The following is a 22,334-nucleotide window of genomic DNA, read 5'->3' as shown; positions in this document are numbered from 1 at the left end:
CTCACCTGCGCCTCCTTCTTAAAACTTATCGATCTAATCTATCTTAATAACAAATAATATCATGACTACTAAAAAACAAGAGAAAATCAAGTTCAGCAGAGCATTTTGGGTAGCGAACACCGTTGAATTGTTCGAACGAGCCGCTTATTACGGCGTGTTTATCGTTATCACTCTCTATCTTAGCCGTATCCTAGGCTTTAATGACATTCAGGCCGCCAGCATCGCGGGTATTTTTTCCGCCTGCCTGTATCTACTGCCCACATTCGCCGGGGCGTTGGCCGACAAGATCGGTTTCCGTAACTCTATGCTACTGGCTTTTACTTTGTTAACGATCGGTTATAGCGGCTTGGCTCTTTATCCTACTTGGCTTCAATCCGCCGGACTGGTGGAGTATAGCGCCACGACTACCTTTACGGGTTTACTGGAAAGTAATCTGCGATACGGTATTATTCCCATCATGGCGCTGATCGTATGTGGCGGGGCTTTTATCAAAAGTGTCATCTCCGGCACGGTCGCTAAAGAAACCACCCCGGAAACCCGGGCTAAAGGATTCTCTATTTTCTATGCCATGGTAAATATAGGGGCTTTCTCCGGGAAGACTATCGTAAAACCACTTCGCGAGGCATTGGGTAACGAGGGATTAATTACCTTGAATTATTTCTCGGCAACCATGACTTTCCTTGCGTTGATAGCGATCTGGTTCTTCTATAAAAGCGCGCAGCATTCGGGCGAAGGTAAGACGTTTGGGCAGATTTGGAATGCCCTGATCAAGGTTTGCGGTAACGGAAGGTTGCTGATCTTGATCCTTATTATCACAGGTTTCTGGATGGTTCAACACCAGCTATACGCCACGATGCCTAAATACGTGCTTCGTCTGGCCGGCGAAGGGGCCTCTCCCTCTTGGTATGCCAATGTAAACCCTTTGGTCGTAGTGCTCATGGTAAATCTGGTAACACAGATGATGCGCAAAAAGACCGCGCTCACTTCTATGACAGTTGGAATGTTTATCATGCCGATATCCGCTCTTTGCATGGCTTCCGGTAATATGCTGGATAGTAATTCTCACATCCTAGGAATGCATCCCGTAGCTTTCATGATGGTAGTAGGTATCGTCTTTCAAGGATTGGCTGAAACATTCATCTCTCCTCGTTTCCTCGAGTATTTCTCTTTACAGGCCCCGAAGGGAGAAGAAGGCCTGTATCTAGGATTCAGCCATTTGCATTCTTTCTTATCCTCTATCTTCGGGTTCGGATTATCCGGATTCCTCCTGAGCAAATACTGTCCGGAACCCACCCTGTTTGCCTCTCACGAAGAATGGCTCGCCGCTAGCGCGAACGCACATTATATCTGGTATTATTTCGGAGCGATTGCATTAGTCTCGGCCTTCGCCCTCATCATTTACGGAAAAGTGGTACAGTGGCTGGACGCCAGACATGCGCGGAAATAGGCTTCCACCCATATCAAGCATGCTCAAACACGTACGAAGTGTGCAATTTCCTTTACAAAAGTTCTTTGTTATAAAGAATGTTTGATTACTTTTGTACGCAAGATTAACAAATAAGTAGAAGTATTATATCAATATAAAAATCTAATATTCCTAATATAATATGAGTTTAAGAATTATTGTTTTAGCGAAACAGGTTCCGGATACACGCAACGTGGGAAAGGACGCCATGAAAGCAGACGGGACAATCAATCGTGCCGCCTTGCCTGCGATCTTTAACCCGGAAGACCTGAATGCGTTGGAGCAGGCATTACGCTTGAAAGACGCTTACCCCGGAACAACAGTTACGCTGCTGACCATGGGCCCGGGACGTGCCGCCGAAATTATCCGCGAAGGTTTATATCGTGGCGCTGACGGCGGTTTTTTGTTGACCGACCGAGCGTTTGCCGGAGCCGACACATTAGCCACATCGTACGCACTTGCCATGGCTATCAAGAAAATCAACGATTATGATATTATTATCGGCGGTCGTCAAGCAATTGATGGCGACACGGCACAAGTGGGCCCGCAAGTCGCGGAAAAATTGGGACTGACCCAGATCACGTATGCCGAGGAAATACTGAACGTAGATAAAGAGGCCGGACGTATCACCGTAAAACGTCATATTGACGGAGGTGTAGAGACGGTGGAAGGCCCACTTCCTATCGTAATCACGGTGAATGGTTCCGCGGCTCCCTGTCGCCCTCGCAACGCAAAGCTGGTACAGAAATACAAACACGCCATGGGTAAACAGGAACGAGGTACGCGTCCTGCCAGTCACCCGGAATTATACGAGACCCGTCCGTATTTGAATATCCAGGAATGGAGCGTTGCAGACGTGAATGGTGACTTGGCTCAATGCGGTCTCAGCGGTTCGCCGACAAAGGTGAAAGCGATCGAAAACATCGTCTTCCAAGCCAAGGAAAGCAAGACGATCTCAAGCTCCGACCAAGAGGTAGAGGATTTGATTGTCGAACTATTAGCAAACCACACCATCGGATAAGATTATGAACAACGTATTTGTATATTGTGAGATAGAAGGCACGAATGTTGCCGATGTAAGTCTTGAGCTTCTGACAAAAGGCCGTAAATTGGCTAATCAATTGGGTTGCCAATTAGAAGCGATCATCGCCGGATCCGGCCTTAAGGACGTAGAGAAGCAAGTATTGCCTTTCGGCGTTGACAAAGTTCATGTATTCGACGCTCCGGGTTTGTTCCCTTATACGTCGCTCCCCCATTCTTCCATCTTGATCAATTTGTTCAAGGAGGAGAAACCGCAGATCTGCCTGATGGGTGCCACAGTAATCGGCCGTGACCTAGGGCCTCGCGTATCCTCTGCCTTGACTAGCGGCCTGACAGCCGATTGTACCTCTTTGGAAATCGGCTCACATGAAGATAAAAAAGCAGGGATTACTTACGAGAATTTATTATACCAGATTCGCCCGGCATTCGGAGGAAACATCGTGGCAACGATCATCAACCCCGAACATCGCCCCCAAATGGCAACCGTTCGCGAGGGTGTGATGAAGAAGGAGATCTTGGACGAGAACTATAAAGGAGAGGTTATCCAGCATGACGTAGCTAAATACGTTCCTGAGACAGACTATGTGGTAAAGGTTATCGATCGCCATGTAGAGAAAGCGAAACACAACCTGAAAGGTGCCCCGATCGTAGTAGCCGGAGGTTATGGCGTAGGCTCCAAAGAAAACTTCAATTTATTGTTTGACTTGGCTAAAGAGCTTCATGCCGAGGTAGGTGCCAGCCGTGCGGCTGTCGATGCCGGCTTCTGCGACCACGACCGCCAGATCGGTCAGACAGGTGTTACGGTGCGCCCCAAATTATATATCGCTTGTGGTATTTCCGGACAGATCCAACATATCGCCGGTATGCAAGATGCCAGCATCATCATTTCAATTAACAATGATGAGAACGCCCCGATCAACGCAATCGCCGATTACGTAATCAATGGCACGGTAGAAGAGGTGCTCCCAAAGATGATTAAGTATTACAAAAAGAACAGTAAGTAAGATTATGGCTAATTTCTATACAGATAATCCCAGCTTGAAGCATCATCTTCACCATCCGTTGATGAAGCGTATCGTAGAGCTGAAAGAACGCGGCTATGCCGACAAGGATATATACGATTATGCTCCGATCGATTTCGAGGACGCAATGGACAGTTACGAGAAAGTATTGGAGATCGTGGGTGAGATTTGCGGGGAAATTATCGCCCCGAACGCTGAGGGCGTAGATCATGAAGGCCCGACAGTCGCGAACGGACGTGTTACTTACGCTTCCGGAACACAGCAAAACCTGGATGCCGTTCGCAAGGCCGGCTTGATGGGTATCGCTATGCCTCGCCGTTACAATGGATTGAATTTCCCGATTGTTCCTTATATCATGGCTGCCGACCTGGTTTCTCGTGCCGATGCCGGTTTCGAGAACCTCTGGGGCTTGCAAGATTGTGCCGAGACCTTGTATGAGTTCGGTAACGAGGATCAACGCCAACGGTATATTCCTCGTGTTTGCGATGGTGAGACCATGTCTATGGACCTGACTGAGCCGGACGCAGGTTCCGATCTTCAATCCGTCATGTTGAAAGCTTCTTATAACGAGGCTGACGGTTGCTGGTATCTGAACGGTGTAAAGCGTTTCATCACGAATGGCGACGCTGACATTCATCTGGTATTGGCTCGTTCGGAAGAAGGCACGAAAGATGGCCGCGGACTTTCCATGTTCATTTACGACAAGCGTAACGGAGGTGTAAACGTTCGTCGTATTGAGAACAAGATGGGTATCAAGGGTTCTCCTACTTGCGAGTTGGTATTCAAGAACGCAAAAGCCGAGCTTTGCGGAGACCGCAAACTGGGTTTGATCAAATATGTGATGGCTTTGATGAATGGGGCCCGTCTGGGTATCATGGCACAGGCTGTAGGGCTTAGCGAAGCTGCTTATCGCGAGGCTTACGCTTATGCTTTAGATCGTAAACAATTCGGCAAATCAATCATCGAGTTCCCGGCGATCGCCGAGATTATCGCCTTGATGCGTGCGAAAGCGGATGCTTCCCGCTCTATGTTATATGAGACCGCTCGTTTCGTTGACGTATATAAAGCGCTAGACGATATCTCCAAAGAACGTAAACTAACTCCGGAAGAGCGTCAAGAATTCAAGAAATACAGCAAACTTGCGGATGCTTTCACTCCGATGGGTAAAGGTATGACCACCGAGTACGCAAACCAGAACGCCTACGATGCCATCCAAGTTCACGGAGGTTCCGGTTTCATGAAGGACTATGCTTGTGAACGTATCTACCGAGACGCTCGTATCACGAATATTTATGAAGGTACTACCCAATTACAAGTCGTAGCGGCTATCCGTCACGTCACCACAGGTACTTACTTGAATCAGATTCATGAATATCAAGCGATCGAGTACAAGCCGGAGTTGGAGGCTCTAAAGAATAAACTGGCTGTCATGACCGAGAAATACGAGAAAATGGTAACCAAGGTCACTGAGACAAAAGACAGCGAATATATCGATTTCCAAGCTCGTCGCTTGGTTGAGGCTGCCGCTCATTGCGTATTCGGCTACTTGTTATTGCAAGACGCGAACAAGGATGATAGCTTCCGTCGCTCTGCCGAGGTTTACGTGAACTACGGGCAAGCAGAGGTGGATAAGATCGAATCTTTCATCAACAACTTCAATCGTGAGGATTTAGCTTATTACAAACAACAATAATTCGCTTTCCTATGATATAATAAGGAGGGAATCGTGGTTTCCTCCTTATTTTTTTACCCGCCAAAGTATCCATTGCATGCCTCCGCGCAAAGACAGATATCCGAGAAAAGCCATCCATAACGCATGATTTCCCATTGATTGATAAAACAGATAATAAATAATAAAAAAAGTTCCCGAGGCAACAAGCATTGAATAAAGCATCTGGCGTGTAGCCGTGGCCCCGATAAAAATACCGTCCCAAAGAAAAGCGGAGAATCCACACAGGGGGATCGCCAATACCCAGTAGAAATATTCTCCGGAGGCTTCTATGACTGAAGTATCGTTTGTCAACAATCCCAGAAAGTTTTTTCCTCCCACCCCATAAAGTACAGTAAAAGATAAAGAAAGACCGATACCCCACAAAAACAAGCAACGAATGCACTTACGTAGCCCCATATCGTTTCTGGCTCCGATAAATCGTCCGGCCAACGCCTCTCCCGCATAAGCGAAGCCATCCATGATGTAAGAGAACAAGGTAAATAACTGCATCAATAGGGTATTTACCGCCAATATCACATCTCCTTGCCTCGCTCCTGTAGAAGTAAAGAAGGTGGTGACAACGACCAAGCACAGGGTACGGAAAAATATATCACTATTCAAGGAAAAGAAACGGCGCATCGCCTCCTTGCCCCAAAGCCCGTTCCAATCGATATACGTCCTCAAGCGTCCATAATATTTCAGCCAAAGGGTTAATGCCATAAAGAGACCCGCATATTGGGCGATCAGCGTTCCAAAGGCTACACCTTCCACTTTCATGCCTAAAACAAATACGAGACATAGACTGGCCACAATATTCACGACATTCTGCGTGATAGCGATAAACATCGGGAAACGAGAATTTTGCATGCCTATGAACCAACCGGCAAAACCATATAATCCTAATATGGCAGGCGCTCCCCAGATACAAATATTAAAATAAAGAGAGGCCCATCGCCTTACCTCTTCCGTCGTGTCTATCAAAGTAAACGCAGCCTTCAAGACCGGGTATTGAAGTATCAAAAGACAGAAAGAAATCAAGAAACCAACCCCGACAGCCCGGAATAAAATCCGGGTAACTTCCGTCAAGTCTCGTTTTCCGTAAGCTTGCGAGGTCATACCGCTTGTACCCATCCGAAGAAACCCGAATATCCAGTAGATAATATTAAACAACATCCCACCTACAGCGATAGCTCCTATATATGATGCCGATCCAAGATGCCCTACGATCGCCACATCTATCAGCCCCAATAAAGGAACGGTTATATTAGAAATAATAGAAGGTATCGCCAGTTGAAGTATTTTCTTATTCATATAATAGCTTGTATTAAAAATACGGAGGCCGCGGGATTCACATCCGACGGCCTCCTACACTAACCCTTAACTTTAACCAATGAAAAACAATAATCTACTACATTTATTTCAACGCAGCCAAAGCCGCATCGTAATTTGGCTCGGTAGTAATCTCGGGAACGAGTTCCTCATAAACCACCTTACCTGCCTCATCGACTACTATCACACCACGGGCTAATAACCCTTTCAGCGGACCGTCTACCAGAAGCATCCCGTACTTATCCTCGAAACATGAACACCGGAACATTGACAACGTAATCACTTTATCAATACCTTCCGTAGTACAGAAACGTCCATGCGCAAAAGGTAAATCTTTAGAAACAGCTAATACCACCGTATCCGGATGTGAAGCGGCTTCTTTATTGAAACGTCTTACCGAGGCCGCACATACGCTTGTATCCAAACTCGGGAAAACATTTATTACAACTTTCTTTCCTTTTAAGTCGCTTAACGATAACTCGGATAAATCACTTTTTACACCTTTAAAGTCCGGAGCTTCTACCCCGACTTTCGGCAATTCGCCGTTCGTATTAATTTCGTTACCTTTTAATGTTACTTTTGCCATCTTTGTATGTAAATTAAATATTCTTACTTAAGTTGGCTGCACAAATATAAGCAGCTTTCTGTCGATAAAACAAACGAAAATAAACAATGTTCCCCTGTTTAACTCTATTTAACTACTATTACAAAATGCAGATTACCTATCTTTGACGTCAAAATTAAAAACAGATGGAGTGGATTATTATCGGTGGATTTCTTATAATTATTGTGACGCAAATCCTTTTGCGTCCTAAGCAATTAAAGAATAACATAGAGGACTTGGAAAAGTTATTAAACGAGATACAACGCTCGTTCGACCGTATCGAGAAAAATTTCAGGGAAGACTTCCGCCTGAACCGGGAAGAGAGCCGTTTAGTAGCGAAAGACAACCGGGAAGAACTGGCTCATTCCATGAATGAGTTCAAGGAAGCTTTCGAACGCGGGATTGATTCTTTTAACCGACTGCAGAAAGAAAAGTTCACCGCCTTGGATGAACGCCAACAGAGATTAGTAGATAACACGGAAAAGAGACTGGAAGAGATCCGGGTTACCGTAGACGAGAAACTTCAAAAGACATTGAATGATCGTATCGGGCAATCTTTCCGTTTAGTCACCGAGCAATTAGAGAGCGTACAGAAAGGGCTAGGCGAGATGCAGACTTTAGCGCAAGACGTAGGAGGCTTGAAACGGGTACTCAGTAATGTAAAAACCCGGGGAAATATCGGGGAAATCCAACTCAGTATGTTATTGGAGCAGCTATTGGCCCCTGAGCAATACGAGGCGAATGTCCGTACTCGCAAAGGATCGGACGCTGTCGTGGAATTCGCCGTCAAGCTCCCCGGAAAGGATGACGCCCGAGACTTCGTATATCTTCCCATAGACGCAAAATTTCCGAAAGATGTATATGAACAACTCTTAGATGCCTACGACGCAGCAGATCCCCAAGCGATAGAGGCAGCCGGGAAATTGCTGGAGACCACGATCAAAAAAATGGCAAAAGATATTTCGGACAAGTATCTGGCACCGCCCGCCACGACTGATTTCGGTATTATGTTCTTGCCATTCGAGGGTATCTACGCCGAGGTTGTACGTCGCTCCGCATTATTGGAGGATTTGCAACGAAATTATAAGGTAGTCGTAACAGGCCCCACCACTCTCGCAGCCATATTAAACAGTTTGCAAATGGGTTTCCGTACCTTGGCGATCCAAAAACACTCAGGCGAGGTCTGGACTATCTTAGGGGCCGTAAAGAAAGAATTCGAAAAAGTAGGCGGTATGCTCGAGAAGGCCCAAAAGAACCTGCAAACCGCCAGCGGGCAAATCGAAGAGGTCCTAGGCACCCGTACCCGGGCCATCCAACGCAAGCTTAAGGACGTGGATACACTTAGTGACCGTGAGGCCCGGGCCATCCTTCCCGAGATCGGAATATTAACTGAAGAAGACGAGAAAACAGAATCATGAGAAAGAGACAAATCCCCCACACCTATGTAATTATTTTTTATATCATCTTATTCTGCGCCGCATTGACATGGATTATTCCCGGCGGGCAATATACAGAAAGTCTCGGCCCCAACGGGGAACGGACAGTTGTATATGAATCCGTAGAAAGTGTACCCCAAACATGGGAAGTACTCTCTGCCTTTTATAAAGGATTCGTAGACAAGGCAGATATCATCGTCTTTATCCTTATCATCGGAGGGGCATTCTGGATCGTGAACGATAGTAAGGCATTTGATATAGGAACAGTCAGTTTCCTGCGGAAAGCACGCAAAATGGAGAATAACCCGATTCTTCGCAAAATAGGTGTAGATAATTTCTTATTGACCGCCATCATGCTACTTTTCAGTATATTCGGGGCTGTATTCGGGATGAGCGAGGAGACCATCGCTTTTTGTCTGGTCTTAGTCCCGATGGCAATATCCATGGGGTACGACTCTATAACCGGTGTATGTATGGTTTTCGTGGCGGCGGGATTAGGTTTTGCCGGGGCGATATTAAACCCTTTCACGATCGGTATAGCGCAAGGCTTGGCAGGGATTCCCCTTTTCTCCGGTATCGAGTATCGTATCATTTGCTGGTGTATTATCAATGCGGTAGGTTTTACATGGATACTGCGTTATGCCGCCAAAGTAAAAAAGAATCCTCTATTGTCTCCAGTCTATGAAGATGATCAATACTGGAGAGATTTGCATAGTACCAGTTCCTTGGAAATCGTGTACAGAACCCCGAAAGCCGCATGGGTCAGTTTTGTCCTATTGGCAATCATATTAGCTATCTTCTCGATCTATTATCCTCAAACTTCTTTAAAAATAGGAAATAGCGTTATCGATGGACTGCCTTTAATCCCGGTCCTTAGTGCAGCTTTCGTGATCTGCTCTATATTCACCCTACGAAAAACCGTACACCTGTACATATTGAACCTTTTATTCTTCACAATCTTTTTTTTGATTACAGGCGTAATGGGCTACGGTTGGTACATTATGGAAATAGCTACTTTATTCTTCGCCTTAGGTATTACGGCGGGAATAGCTAATGGACGTAATCCAAATGAGCTTGTGAAACTTTTCTTAGAGGGTTGCAAGGATATCATGAGTGCAGCCTTGGTCGTTGGATTAGCCGGAGGCATTATCGTAATCCTACAAGATGGCAAGGTAATCGATACGATCCTCTTCAACTTGGCGAAAGGTATGGAAGGATTAGGACAAGTAGCCACGGTCGGGATGATGTATGTTATTCAAACGCTTATCAATCTAGTTATTCCTTCCGGAAGTGCCAAGGCCGCCCTTACCATGCCTATCATGGCCCCATTCTCGGAGTTGATCGGCTTATCCAAGCAAGCCACCGTCATGGCCTTTCAGTTTGGTGATGGTTTCACGAACCTGATAACTCCCACATCCGGTGTCTTGATAGCGGTTCTAGGAGTAAGCCGTATCCCTTACGATAAATGGTTCAAATGGGTATGGAAGTTTATCCTTGTCCTAGTGATCCTCGGATTCCTTCTACTGATCCCAACGGTATTGATCCCGATGAACGGCTTTTAACCGATATCGTTTTGTACCTCCGCAAGAGGCTTCCGTAATCCATCACACCGGACGATAGCCAAACGATCTCGCCTTTCTTGAAGATCGTTAAAGTGGGTGCGGATCGAATCCTCAATTAAAAAAACAGTACACAACGATCGAAAACCAGCTAAAAAAGAAAACAGGCAGTTGATCATAACAAAAAAGGGAGACTCTTTTTAGAATCTCCCTTGTGATCGGGCTGGGATTCGAACCCAGGACCCACAGCTTAGAAGGCTGTTGCTCTATCCAGCTGAGCTACCTGACCATCCTTATTTTCGTGGTGCAAAGGTAAGAATTTTTCTTTTTCCCGCAAACTTTTAGTGTGTTTTTTGCATATTGAAATCAGAATGGATAGCCTACGGCAAAATGTAAGGCGAAATTATCATTGAAATTAGGACGGGTTATCGCCCAACGCCTAGACTTTCTCTCCTGAGGGTCATAAGCCTTAAAGCCCGTATCCAAACGAAGCAAGAAGAAATCGAAATCCAGACGGAGCCCCAAACCATAAGATACGGCGATCTCCTTATAAAAACGGGAGAAGTCAAAATTACCAGCCTTACCTCGCTCATCAGAGACATTCCGGGTCCAAACATTACCGGCATCCACATAAGCGGCCAACTCAAACTTCCAGAAAAGTTTCGTACGATATTCCAAATTCAAATCTAATCGGATATCCCCAGATCGAAGGGCAAAAGAAGTCGAATCCGTAACTTTCATACTACCCGGGCCTAGCCCACGTACAGACCACCCACGCACACTATTCGCTCCCCCAGAGAAATAGGCCCGTTCAAAAGGTAAATAATCCGAGTTACCGTAAGCCATTCCGACACCTACCCCCACATGAAACGCCAATTTATTACGGCTATCCAATACGATTCCCTTACTAAAATCAAAGTCGAGTTTCACGTATTGCGCATATTCCGTGCCAAATAACTCATAATAGCCGGAATCATTTTTCTTCGCTCCCGTAAGATGCGAGAAAGCGCTCAACAAATTTCCCGCAATCTCAACAGACGCACGTAAAGAATGCGTATTCCGCAAACGATTCTGAGGAGAATAATTATTGAAAGAATATGTATATCCCGAACTCATGATAAAATGGTTCGTATAGTTATACAATACCATATAGTCCGGTAACGTATTAATAAAATCAGGATTCTTGTCGGGCAGGTATACATAATTTAAATCCACAAGCTTAAACGTATGGCGAGCTAGCGTATTACCCCGGTCTTGCCAAATATAACTCCATCCACCAGACAAGATCGCTCTCGTATACTCCGGGCGAGTCTGCAAATTATAACTTACTTTCGCTTCGGTAGAGGCTCGCAGCCTACGGCGGAAATCATGGCTCAAGAAAGGAAATAAAAAACGAGGAAATAACATTGATCCTTCAGCCCCTAATTCCCAGTAGCTACCAAAGCCACTCGCTTTATTTCCGGATAACGCCTCATACGCCCCACGTACCCGTGCCGAAAAAACCTCCGATCCTTTAAAGAAATTCCGGTGTTGGTAATTCAAGCTCGAAGCGAAGCCAAAATCACCCGCAGAGTTAGTACCCTCCAAATCCACCCCTACCGTATTTATTTTTGCGGGAGAAGTAAGAATGTAACAATCCAACTTCATCGTATCTTGCTCCTCAACCTCCGTAAAACGTATATTCACGTTTCTCAAAGCCCTTAGAGAGGCGAACGCTGAATAAGTCTGCTCTATATTCTTCTCATTAAACAATTGTCCCGGGCGAATATAAGTACTCCTCCGAAGCACGCTCGGACGGATACTTTTCCCGTTTCGGCCATATATGATATTCACCCCTGCGCTAAGCATCGTATCCGTGGGTAAAAAACGAGCGTCCTCTCCTATCCCCATCGGATTATAATCGGTTAAAACTGTTACATCCTTAATATAATACTGACGATGCGGCTGATTCTCCACCGCCCCATTAGGCAACACTTTCCGATAAGGTTTCATGGACATATCGAGATCCACCACATTCTGGTTAAAAGAACTATCAGCGATATATCCCAAATGATCCCGGTTAAAACCATAATACCCATTCCAACGCAGTAAGGTCGTAATACGCTCCCGCTCCTTATCCAATATATCCCGGTCAAATAAAGTTCCCTCCTTAACCAATTGGTTATATTCTTCTTGTGAAGATCGAAACGCTGAAGCCAAGGGAGATCGATGAGGCGCTTTCAGGTGTGCCAAACTATCAATTTTAGGGTCTGGGAATTTCATCGTATAATTACGAATCCTATACGGATCATTTGCCTTTATATGATAAGTAACGACTGCTTTCTTATGGTGTGTCGTATCAATCGTCGTTGTTACATCCGCATGGACATACCCCTTATTGATGTAAAAACGCTTTAATTCCATAGCAGACTGCTCCACCAATGCCGTATCCAATACCACCGGAGGTTCACCAATCCTACGTAACTGTTTATTGATCCATTTTTTCTCATCTTTGCCAGACCAATCATAAACGAACAATTGCCATTTCATCAAACCGAACACCTTAAAATTTGGTTGTTGCCTAAGATAAGACTTTAAATCTGCCGATTTATAATCCTTGTTATCCGACACGATCTTTACCTTATCCAGCAAATATTCCCCATCCGGCACAAACTTGGTCGTACTACAAGAGACCAAGAGTAGTACGGTACAGATAAAATAGCATATACGTAGGGATCGATCCATCATTCTAAGCTTTTTACAATCGCGAATGTACTGGAATTTAAAGAATTTACCGTACTTTTGTTTTGTAAAAAGAACTAAGATGCTAAGTAAGGCCAAAGTCAAATACATCCGTTCTCTGGAATTAAAGAAGTTCCGGAATGAGAATAATGTTTTCGTAGCCGAGGGGAATAAATTGGTAGCTGATATGTTGCCGGCTTTCGAATGCGAGTTATTAATAGCCAAGCCATCATGGATGGCCACACAAGGCGATATTCCTGCCAAGGAATTATTGGTAGCCGAGGAAGACGATATTCGCAAAGCCAGCTTTCTGAAAAATCCTCAAGATGTACTCGCTATCTTCAAGCGCCCGGATTGGGACATAACGGAGATAACACCGGAGAAGGAACTTATCCTTGCTTTAGATGGAATTCAAGATCCTGGTAATTTAGGTACGATCATCCGGTTAGCGGACTGGTTTGGAATATCCCATATCGTATGCAGCAAAGATACCGCCGACGCTTTCGGCCCTAAAGCCGTACAAGCGACTATGGGTGCGCTCGCTCACGTAAAAATACATTATACAGATCTGGAAATATTCTTGCAAACTCAATCCACCCAAGCAATTCCTCTATATGGTACTTTTCTAGACGGGGAAAACCTATACGAGAAAACCTTGTCCGAAAATGGTATCTTGATAATGGGTAATGAAGGAAACGGTATACGCCCCGCTATCGAGGCTTTAATAAACGAGAAACTGTATATCCCGAATTATCCGGAAGGAAGAGACACCTCAGAGTCTCTCAATGTGGCCATCGCTACAGCCGTAGTCTGCGCCGAGTTTCGCAGACGCCAAGGGAATCCCGCTTAAACGATATATAGAGACCGGACACCCACATATAATCTTTTCAGTCAACGCCGGCCAAAATTCCACTACTTGCTTAAAACAGATCGCCGGTTCCGAGGAAAGAACCGGCACCAGCACTCCATCATAAAACGCAGTTCCGGCAATCTCCTCATTCAAGGGATAAATACCACAAAATGCCCCCTCATCATCCAGCTCAATATAATGCATACGATAGACTTGCTTACACCAAACGTAATGAGCGGCCACTCTTCTCATAATAAGGGTAAATAAAAAAATCATTTAATAGAGTCCTTAAGCCCGGCAAACTCCTTTCCATAGTTATATTTCATCAAGTTTAAGCTATCGATATACACCTTATAATAAGTCGTATCCATATTATCCATACGGATATATCCAAACACTCGTTTTACTTTCTTGGTAGGTACAGTCTTAAGGATCGTCTCGTGATAGCCGTCTTCGGCGATCTTATTATTGACCGTCAAGATCGTATCTCCTTGGTCCGCACTTAAACGGACTTCCGGTTTATAAGCCATCTTATCGTCCAATCCCCATACACGCATACCCAACACAAAACTACTTCCCGAAGAGTAACTGGTTTCCGGACGTATATCAAAAGTCACCCCATTAAAAACAGAGACAGGAGACAAGACCAAAAAAGAACGGCGGGGCCAAATATTCACGGAATCCCGGTTCGATACAGGAGCCGCATCCGCTTGCACATCCCCAAGGTTATTGATTCGTTCATTAAGGTCGGCCAAGACCCGGTTGTATACCTCCATGTAAATATCCAAATTACGACCATACCACACCAACGAACTATCATAAACCGCCTGTGTAATATCATGCTTACGGAATACAGATTCATACAACGCAAACTTCATGGTATCGGACTTATAAGTATTATAATCCACATTCACCATTGCTTCTGCCAGCAACATATCCGTCAAGACACTCTGCATCTTTTTCTCCGACAGAATACCATCCGGAACTTTACTACACGCAGCCAGCAATGTCGCGGCCAACAAAGCCATACTATATGTCCGTAATTTTCTTCGCATTTATTTCTCCTCTTTCGAAAGGCTAGCCGACAAAGTATGCCGATAAAATATTAACAAAAGGAAAACTCCCACGCAAATCGCCGAATCTGCCAAATTAAAGATAGGACGAAAGAATATGAACTCTTGCCCCCCCCAGATCGGGACCCAATCCGGAAATACAGTCTCTATCAATGGAAAATAGAACATATCCACCACCTTTCCATGCAGCCAAGAAGCGTAACCTCCTCCTTCCGGCATAAATGTAGCAAGTTGCCCGAAACTATGGTCGAAGATCACGCCATAAAATATAGAGTCGATTATATTACCCACCGCTCCCGCAAAAACCAAAGAAATACAAGCAATAAAACCGAATTTATAATTCTCTTTAACCAGCTTATACAAATAATATCCGATAAACAATACAGCCACGATACGGAATATAGAAAGGAATAATTTCCCGATCACTTCTATACCGAATGCCATACCCGGATTCTCGGTAAAATAAAGATAAAACCACGGGGTTATCTCTATACTCTCATGCAACTGCATATGGGTCTTAATCCATATTTTCAGCGCTTGGTCAAGAAGAAGGAGCAGTATTATGATTAACACTGCTCCCCAACCTTTAGAATATTTCATTTACTTTGCACCTCCTTGTTTTGCTTCAATACTTAAAGTCGCATGAGGCACGGCACGTAACCTTTCTTTCGGGATTAATTTACCAGTCTCCCTGCAAATACCATAAGTCTTATTCTCTATACGGATCAAAGCAGCCTGTAAATTCTGGATAAATTTCATCTGGCGTTGCGCCAAACGGCCCGCCTCTTCCTTTGATAACGTAGAAGCACCTTCCTCCAGCACCTTAAACGTAGGAGACGTATCTGCCACATCATTACCGTCGGAATTCGTAACCCCGGATCTCAAAAGCTCATAATCCCTCTTAGCTATCTCCAACTTCTCTAATATAATAGCACGGAACTCCTCGAGCTCAGCGTCTGAATATCTTGTCTTCTCTGCCATGGTTCTAAAAAAATTTTAGGTTCAACAATTGTTCAAATATTAATCAAAAAGAAGAATTAAGAATGAATATAAAATCATATTATTTCTTCTTTGCATGCAAAGATAATATAATTATCGATTTTCCTATATTTCATTCCTAATTCTTCCGTAAGAAATGCTATTCTATTTTTAAGCTTTCTCGATCTTTACAGGCAACTTGAAGTCCTCGAAATCAAGTTCCGTAGCGTCGCTGATCGCATTATCCATTATTTCGATAGATTCTGCCAGTACTTGGTTTGCGATATAATCCTTATAATCATTGATTGCCTCATCCATTTCCTCGCTGGAAAGAATAGATATATGAATCTTATCCGTTATATCAAAACCACTGCTCTTACGTAAGTTCTGGATACGGTTCACCAGTTCACGGGCCAAACCTTCTTTACGCAAATCCTCGGTTACGGTAATATCCAATGCTACCGTTAAACGCCCCTCGTTCGCAACCAGCCAACCGGGGATATCCTCGGAGATGATCTCTACATCCGTGCGCTCCAAAACCGCCTCTTGCCCATCTACCATCAAGGTAAACGTCCCGACTTTCTCGAAAGCGTTGATATCTTCTTGACTCATTGTCTGAATCGTGGCAGCCAAGGCTTTCATGATCTTTCCGTAACGCGGGCCTAGTTTCTTAAAATCCGGCTTGATCTTCTTCACCAAGATACCAGCCGTATTATCTACGAACTTCAGCTCTTTCACGTTCACCTCATTCAATATCAAGTTTTTCACAGCCTCGATACTCTCTTGTTGATGAGTATCTACAACCGGAATCATCACCGTATGCAACGGTTGGCGAACCTTGATATTCACCTTACGGCGAAGAGCCAATACCATAGACGAAATATCCTGCGCCATTCGCATGCGCTCCTCCAGATTCTTATCAATCTTAGACTCATCGCAAACCGGGAAGTCAGACAAATGTACAGACTCAACATTCTCACGTCCTGTAACGGCAATTAAGTCCAAGAACAATTGATCCGCATAGAACGGAGCGATCGGAGCCATCAGCTTAGCCACCGTCTCCAAGCAAGTATATAAAGTCTGGTAAGCAGATAATTTATCTTCCGTCATGCCACCGCCCCAGAAACGACGGCGATTCAAACGTACATACCAGTTACTCAAGTTATCATTTACGAAATCAGAGATAGCACGTCCCGCACGAGTCGGTTCGTAAGCCTCCAAATAACCATCCACATCCTTCACCAAGCTATTCAACAGAGAGAGGATCCAGCGGTCGATCTCCGGGCGCTTGTTCCATTCCACATCCGGATCGGAGTAATCGAAACCATCCACGTTCGCATACAAAGCGAAAAATGAATACGTATTATATAATGTACCGAAGAACTTACGACGGACTTCCTCGATACCATCAATATCAAACTTAATATTATCCCAAGGAGAGGCATTCGTTATCATATACCAACGCAACGGATCCGAGCCATACTTCTCGATCGTAGAGAATGGATCAACAGCGTTACCTAAACGTTTGGACATTTTATTTCCATTCTTATCCAATACCAAACCGTTAGATACGACAGCCTTGTAAGCCACGCTATCAAAAATCATGGTACCCAGCGCATGCAACGTAAAGAACCAACCACGCGTCTGATCAACACCCTCAGCGATAAAATCAGCCGGATAGATCTGGCGATTATCGAACTCCTTCAAGTTCTCGAATGGATAATGGATCTGCGCATAAGGCATAGCGCCTGAATCAAACCATACATCAATCAAATCCGTCTCACGCTTCATCGGCTTACCGGAATTGGAGACCAAGATGATATCATCCACATACGGACGATGCAAATCAATCTTCTCATAATTCTCCTTCGTATAATCTCCCGGAACAAAATCTTTATATGGATTAGACTCCATAAAACCAGCCTTCACGGATTTCTCAATCTCATCAAACAATTCAGCCACAGAACCAACGCATTTCTCCTCATTACCATCTTCCGTTCGCCAAATAGGTAACGGAGTTCCCCAGTAACGGCTACGGCTCAAATTCCAGTCTTGCAAATTCTCCAACCATTTGCCAAAACGTCCCGTACCCGTACTTTGCGGTTTCCAGTTGATCGTATTGTTCAATTCGATCATACGATCGCGGCAAGCGGTCGTACGGATAAACCAGCTATCCAACGGATAATACAATACCGGTTTATCAGTTCGCCAGCAATGCGGGTAATTGTGGACATGCTTCTCGATCTTGAAGACCCGGTTCTGTGCCTTTAGCATCATACAGATCTCAATATCTAACGTCTCGTCTTTATCAGTCTTCGTGTCATCGTAAGCATTCTTCACGAACTTACCTTGCCACGGATCATAATCAGAAGCATTCATCCGATCCTGTACAAACACAGGATCCAAGTCTTCCAATTTATAGAACTTACCCGTCATGTCTACCATCGGACGCTGATTACCGTCCTTATCGATCATCATCAAAGGAGGAATACCACTAGCTTTCGCCACGCGATCATCATCCGCACCGAATGTCGGAGCGATATGCACGATACCCGTACCATCCTCCACGGTCACATAATCGCCCGTGATCACACGGAAAGCATTCTGTCCCGGATTCACCCAAGGAATTAATTGCTCATAGTGCATACCCGCCAATTCCGGCCCTTTCCATTCACCCACGACACGGAACGGGATCAACTTATCACCGACCTTATAATCCGACAAGTTCAGCTCAGCGGCTTTCGGATTAAAATAAACATTCAGCAAGTCTTTCGCCAACACCGCCGTCATAGGCATACCGGTGTACGGATTATAAGTCTGCACGGCTACATACGTAAAATTAGGCCCAACGCAAAGCGCCGTGTTCGAAGGCAATGTCCAAGGAGTTGTCGTCCAGGCCAAGAAAAAAGGATCACCAAATTCAGCCATCTCCGGTTTCGGATCCAAGATCAAGAACTGCGCCGTACAAGTCGTATCCTTCACGTCACGGTAACACCCCGGCTGGTTCAACTCGTGCGTACTCAATCCCGTACCAGCAGCAGGAGAATATGGCTGGATCGTATACCCTTTATATAAAAGTCCCTTCTTATAAAGTTCTTTCAGCAAATACCACAACGTCTCGATATAACGGTTATCATACGTGATATACGGATTTTCCATATCCACCCAATAACCCATCTTCTGCGTCAAGTCCTCCCACTCCTTCGTAAATTTCATCACGTCTTTACGGCAAGCCGCGTTATACTCAGCGACAGAAATCTTCTTACCGATATCTTCCTTCGTGATACCCAAAGCCTTTTCCACGCCCAGCTCAACAGGCAAGCCATGCGTATCCCAACCTGCCTTACGATTCACCAAGAAGCCCTTCATGGTTTTATAGCGGCAGAAAATATCCTTAATCGAACGAGCGATAACATGGTGAATACCCGGCATACCGTTTGCGGAAGGAGGCCCCTCGTAAAATACGAACGAAGGATGTCCCTTTCTTGTTTCAAGACTCTTATGGAAGATGTCTCCATCCTTCCATTTCTTCAGCACCTCTTTATTTACGTTCGACAAGTCAAACCTAGAATATTCGGTAAATTTCTTACTCATATCGCGATGTATTTATCTTGCTTCTAAAAAATTGCCGCAAAGTTAGTGATTTCTTTCGAATTAGACAATATGGAATTTTCATTAAAGGAAGCAGGTGATGAAGGTACCCAATCGAATAATTACCAAGCCAGACCACCTTATCCGGAAGAGGTTAAATAAAGAGCAAGTCATTTTCCATCCAAGGCGATCAATAAAGCGATCACCTCCGAATAATTCGCTGTTCCGGTAGAAATTTTATTCCCTTTCAGAAAAAGATTATAGACTACATCTTGCGCCTCACCGATCAACGGGCTATATAAGGATTGCCAATAGGCGACTTTCTCGTTATACAAATCCTTGATCTCGGGGCGTAATCTTTTTTTCCAAGCCTCAAAAGAATCCTTATCCAAAGCCACATACGCATTGCTCAACACATAAGGCAGCAAAGAAAAGTAACCCGAGAACCGGATCTCTGGCACGGAAGAACCCGTACATATTAAATAGCTGTATAGATTCGCCTCCGCCTCATTGGATATACTAAGCACATGAGCCATCTCATGGGCATAGGTGGCGGGATATTGTACAGGCAAGAGCTGGCCATTCAGATTGAACTCCGCAAAAAACGGTCCCATATATCCCATCACCCCTACTCCGCTCATCAACCGGGAGAACAACATCGTCTTAGGATGAAGATACGTTCCAGGAACAGTAAGGCCAAAACGAGCCGGTAATTCCCGATACCCTTCCAGCACAGCCTCTTTCACTACCTCCCGGTCGATCTTTTCTATCGGAACCCATGATGCATTCAAGGAGTCCGTATAAACTTCCAAGAAAGATTGGAAACGTTCAGAGGAAAAAGAGACATAAGGGGTTTGCGTACGAGTAAAAAAGTCTTCCCGGAAATAATTCAATCCCCAAGCGATATAGAACCAGACATACACCCACGCCAAAAACTCTACGATATGCCTTAACGTCCTCCCGACCTTCCGTCTCCTTATAATCGCATACGACAGATACCCTAATAACCCAGCGATGCTACCATAAATAAAACAGTCTCCCACGGAAAAAGGAAACAAGCAGGAGAAACGAGACAGCACACCCGATACCCATGGATAAATCGAGCAGGAATACCATTCGCCCATTTTGGGATTTCCCATCACGATCCATACCAAGACAAGAAGGATCACTAATATAATCCAACGAACACGTATCTTTTTTAAAAATTCAAGCCTTATCATAGGAAGGCAAAGATATCATATACTTTTCGATTCATATTATTTTTATCTGAAAATAAATTATTAGGCACTCCCTAAGTTTGCGTAAGTAATTGATTTTATAAAGACAATTGGGAAATATTGACGATAACCGCTGTTTTATTTATATCGAGGAGAAAGACAGGCGATAACACAGCCGATGAAGATGGATAGAGGAAGGTTATATCTAGCGGTAGGAAAGTTGTAAATGGTAATGAATAAAAAACTTATGGTGACAGATACTTTCCTATCTATCACCATAAGATAAACAATTAACTATTAAAGAGCTTCAGCAATAATGGTAAATGTGGTAGATATTTTTAAATTATTATCTTATATTTATGTAAACACAATCTTCACACTTCATGTATTTACAAAATAACCAGACATATTATATTTGATTATTTTATACGGATTATCAAGGATACATTCGGTATATAGTATCAATTATTGGATTATTTTATTCAGAGATTATATCAATAAAATTAGAGATTACATACTCAATATCCTCATCAGAAAGTTGGGTATGTAAAGGAAGAGTAATCTCGTTATGGTATTGGTTATAAGCATTTGGATAATCTACGATATCAAAACCTAAATTTTTATAGGCCGTCATCATGGGTAAAGGTTTATAATGTAGATAGAGCGTTTCATGCTTCCATTATGAAGTTCCTCCATCTCCGGAACCACTAATGTTTTTAGGGAAGCCTGCTCACAATAACGTACCAAACGATCACGTTCATATTGGGCCGCCTTTATATTGGGAAAGAGAATTCCATCCAAATTGTTGCGTGGAATCAAGCGATATAAGTCCTCCAGGTTTTCTATCTGATAAACGGGCAGCTCGGCTATTCGAAGGCTTTTCTTGGAACCTCCGAACATTATAAAGCCCACTATACTATTAATTTTGCATAAATACATGACGGTTTGCCGAGGTTGCGATCATTACGCTTTCCTCTTCTGTGCCAAACACCAATACCCGTTTATGTTTTTTCCCTAGTTGAGACAAGACACTATTATAAACATTAATCACGAATACACGCAAAGTAATCAACATCACAATCGTCAGCGTACAATCCGTAATTCCCCACACCCAATATACAGAAGGACTGAAATTCGCTCTCAACATTACAAGAATCAGGAACATAAGGATAGATTTGGAAATAGCGACACCTCCAATCCTCCATAACCCTCGTAAAGTGGAATGACGAATGACCCCGTGATAGACTTTGAACGCTAAAAAAGAAAGGACACTGGCTACGAATGAGGCTATACCTACTTTCAGGACATTAGCCTCTCCTATACGCACATGCAGAATAGACAACAATCCAAGTACACCTATCAATGATACACATAGAGATACGAAAAGATCCGCTCCAAAAATAATCCAACGATTGACATACCGTAAATTTACCAGACGGGCTAAGGCCAAACGCCATCTACCATAACTCACATTCATTTTATGTATTTGTTTATTCTTATTTATCAGAACATAAAAACTAAGCGACCGAACCTTCCAAGAGGCAGGAGTGGTATAAGCTAAAGCAAGGGTTTAGTCTATCGGTTAAAGAAAAAGGGGGCTCCTCGCTACTAGAGATAGCTGGCCACTTGATCGATATCGGTCGCCTTTATCTTTCCAATCTTAATTCTTTCCGGATAACTAAATAGGCTGGTGCCGGACAAGAATCACCTTTATTAATTGAGATTTGATTATCGTAA

General features: G+C 44.1%; 16 protein-coding genes, 1 tRNA gene and 2 pseudogenes. 7 read left to right on the top strand and 12 right to left on the bottom strand.

The window, feature by feature from the left end; translation table 11 throughout:
- Window positions 1–61 precede the first annotated feature (61 nt).
- The 4 genes from Q0110_RS10315 to Q0110_RS10300 all read left to right on the top strand — a co-directional run bounded on the left by Q0110_RS10315 (window position 62) and on the right by Q0110_RS10300 (window position 5,221).
- Window positions 62–1,447 carry an MFS transporter gene (locus Q0110_RS10315; RefSeq protein WP_297906065.1) on the top strand — a complete coding sequence of 462 codons (1,386 nt, stop codon included), beginning with the start codon at window positions 62–64 and terminating at the stop codon, window positions 1,445–1,447.
- Window positions 1,448–1,607: 160 nt separating this feature from the next.
- Entirely contained in the window at window positions 1,608–2,486 is an 879-nt protein-coding gene (locus tag Q0110_RS10310) for an electron transfer flavoprotein subunit beta/FixA family protein (RefSeq protein ID WP_297906064.1), read from the top strand.
- Between the two features lie 4 nt (window positions 2,487–2,490).
- Window positions 2,491–3,510, top strand: coding sequence for an electron transfer flavoprotein subunit alpha/FixB family protein (locus tag Q0110_RS10305; protein ID WP_297906063.1), 1,020 nt, complete (start codon window positions 2,491–2,493; stop codon window positions 3,508–3,510).
- A gap of 4 nt (window positions 3,511–3,514) precedes the next feature.
- Window positions 3,515–5,221 (top strand): acyl-CoA dehydrogenase family protein, encoded by a 1,707-nt coding sequence (locus tag Q0110_RS10300; RefSeq protein ID WP_297906062.1) that lies wholly within the window; start codon window positions 3,515–3,517, stop codon window positions 5,219–5,221.
- 45 nt (window positions 5,222–5,266) lie between these two features.
- Here the strand turns inward: Q0110_RS10300 and Q0110_RS10295 are convergent, their stop codons facing one another.
- Window positions 5,267–6,550, bottom strand: a complete 1,284-nt coding sequence (locus Q0110_RS10295; RefSeq protein WP_297906061.1) for an MATE family efflux transporter — start codon at window positions 6,548–6,550, stop codon at window positions 5,267–5,269.
- Window positions 6,551–6,653: 103 nt separating this feature from the next.
- Entirely contained in the window at window positions 6,654–7,154 is a 501-nt protein-coding gene (gene tpx, locus Q0110_RS10290) for a thiol peroxidase (RefSeq protein WP_297906060.1), read from the bottom strand.
- Between the two features lie 164 nt (window positions 7,155–7,318).
- Between tpx and rmuC the strand changes: the two genes are divergently transcribed.
- Both rmuC and Q0110_RS10280 read left to right on the top strand, forming a co-directional pair.
- Window positions 7,319–8,590 carry a DNA recombination protein RmuC gene (gene rmuC, locus Q0110_RS10285; protein ID WP_297906059.1) on the top strand — a complete coding sequence of 424 codons (1,272 nt, stop codon included), beginning with the start codon at window positions 7,319–7,321 and terminating at the stop codon, window positions 8,588–8,590.
- Window positions 8,587–10,170: an AbgT family transporter gene (locus tag Q0110_RS10280; RefSeq protein WP_297906058.1), complete on the top strand. Its 1,584-nt coding sequence runs from the start codon at window positions 8,587–8,589 to the stop codon at window positions 10,168–10,170. Before rmuC ends, Q0110_RS10280 begins: the two co-directional genes overlap by 4 nt.
- Window positions 10,171–10,382: 212 nt before the next feature.
- Here Q0110_RS10280 and Q0110_RS10275 read toward each other — a convergent pair.
- Both Q0110_RS10275 and Q0110_RS10270 read right to left on the bottom strand, forming a co-directional pair.
- A tRNA-Arg gene (locus Q0110_RS10275) sits at window positions 10,383–10,456 on the bottom strand.
- Between the two features lie 77 nt (window positions 10,457–10,533).
- Window positions 10,534–12,894, bottom strand: coding sequence for a BamA/TamA family outer membrane protein (locus Q0110_RS10270; protein ID WP_297906057.1), 2,361 nt, complete (start codon window positions 12,892–12,894; stop codon window positions 10,534–10,536).
- A gap of 76 nt (window positions 12,895–12,970) precedes the next feature.
- Here Q0110_RS10270 and Q0110_RS10265 point away from each other — a divergent pair, with 76 nt between their 5' ends.
- Window positions 12,971–13,738, top strand: a complete 768-nt coding sequence (locus Q0110_RS10265) for an RNA methyltransferase (protein WP_297906056.1) — start codon at window positions 12,971–12,973, stop codon at window positions 13,736–13,738.
- Here the strand turns inward: Q0110_RS10265 and Q0110_RS10260 are convergent.
- The 8 genes and pseudogenes from Q0110_RS10260 to Q0110_RS10225 form a co-directional block, all read right to left on the bottom strand.
- Window positions 13,661–13,990 (bottom strand): hypothetical protein, encoded by a 330-nt coding sequence (locus Q0110_RS10260; protein ID WP_297906055.1) that lies wholly within the window; start codon window positions 13,988–13,990, stop codon window positions 13,661–13,663. The genes Q0110_RS10265 and Q0110_RS10260 overlap by 78 nt on opposite strands.
- A gap of 20 nt (window positions 13,991–14,010) precedes the next feature.
- On the bottom strand, window positions 14,011–14,793 hold the full coding sequence (locus tag Q0110_RS10255; RefSeq protein ID WP_297906054.1) for a DUF4296 domain-containing protein: 783 nt from the start codon (window positions 14,791–14,793) through the stop codon (window positions 14,011–14,013).
- Window positions 14,794–15,411, bottom strand: a complete 618-nt coding sequence (locus Q0110_RS10250; RefSeq protein ID WP_297906053.1) for a lipoprotein signal peptidase — start codon at window positions 15,409–15,411, stop codon at window positions 14,794–14,796.
- Window positions 15,412–15,792, bottom strand: a complete 381-nt coding sequence (locus Q0110_RS10245) for a TraR/DksA C4-type zinc finger protein (RefSeq protein WP_005855535.1) — start codon at window positions 15,790–15,792, stop codon at window positions 15,412–15,414.
- A 168-nt stretch (window positions 15,793–15,960) separates the two neighbouring features.
- Entirely contained in the window at window positions 15,961–19,383 is a 3,423-nt protein-coding gene (ileS, locus tag Q0110_RS10240) for an isoleucine--tRNA ligase (RefSeq protein WP_297906052.1), read from the bottom strand.
- A 167-nt stretch (window positions 19,384–19,550) separates the two neighbouring features.
- Window positions 19,551–20,600, bottom strand: a complete 1,050-nt coding sequence (locus Q0110_RS10235) for a DUF3810 domain-containing protein (RefSeq protein WP_297906051.1) — start codon at window positions 20,598–20,600, stop codon at window positions 19,551–19,553.
- A 475-nt stretch (window positions 20,601–21,075) separates the two neighbouring features.
- A pseudogene (locus Q0110_RS10230) lies at window positions 21,076–21,255 on the bottom strand (DegT/DnrJ/EryC1/StrS family aminotransferase); the annotation flags it as partial.
- Window positions 21,255–22,074: pseudogene (locus tag Q0110_RS10225) on the bottom strand (polysaccharide biosynthesis protein); the annotation flags it as partial. The pseudogenes Q0110_RS10225 and Q0110_RS10230, both read right to left, overlap by 1 nt.
- Between the last annotated feature and the right edge of the window lie 260 nt (window positions 22,075–22,334).

Origin of the sequence: uncultured Parabacteroides sp. (genome assembly GCF_947855115.1) — a bacterium.
GTDB lineage: Bacteria > Bacteroidota > Bacteroidia > Bacteroidales > Tannerellaceae > Parabacteroides.
This window is presented reverse-complemented; position numbering and strand designations above follow the sequence as displayed.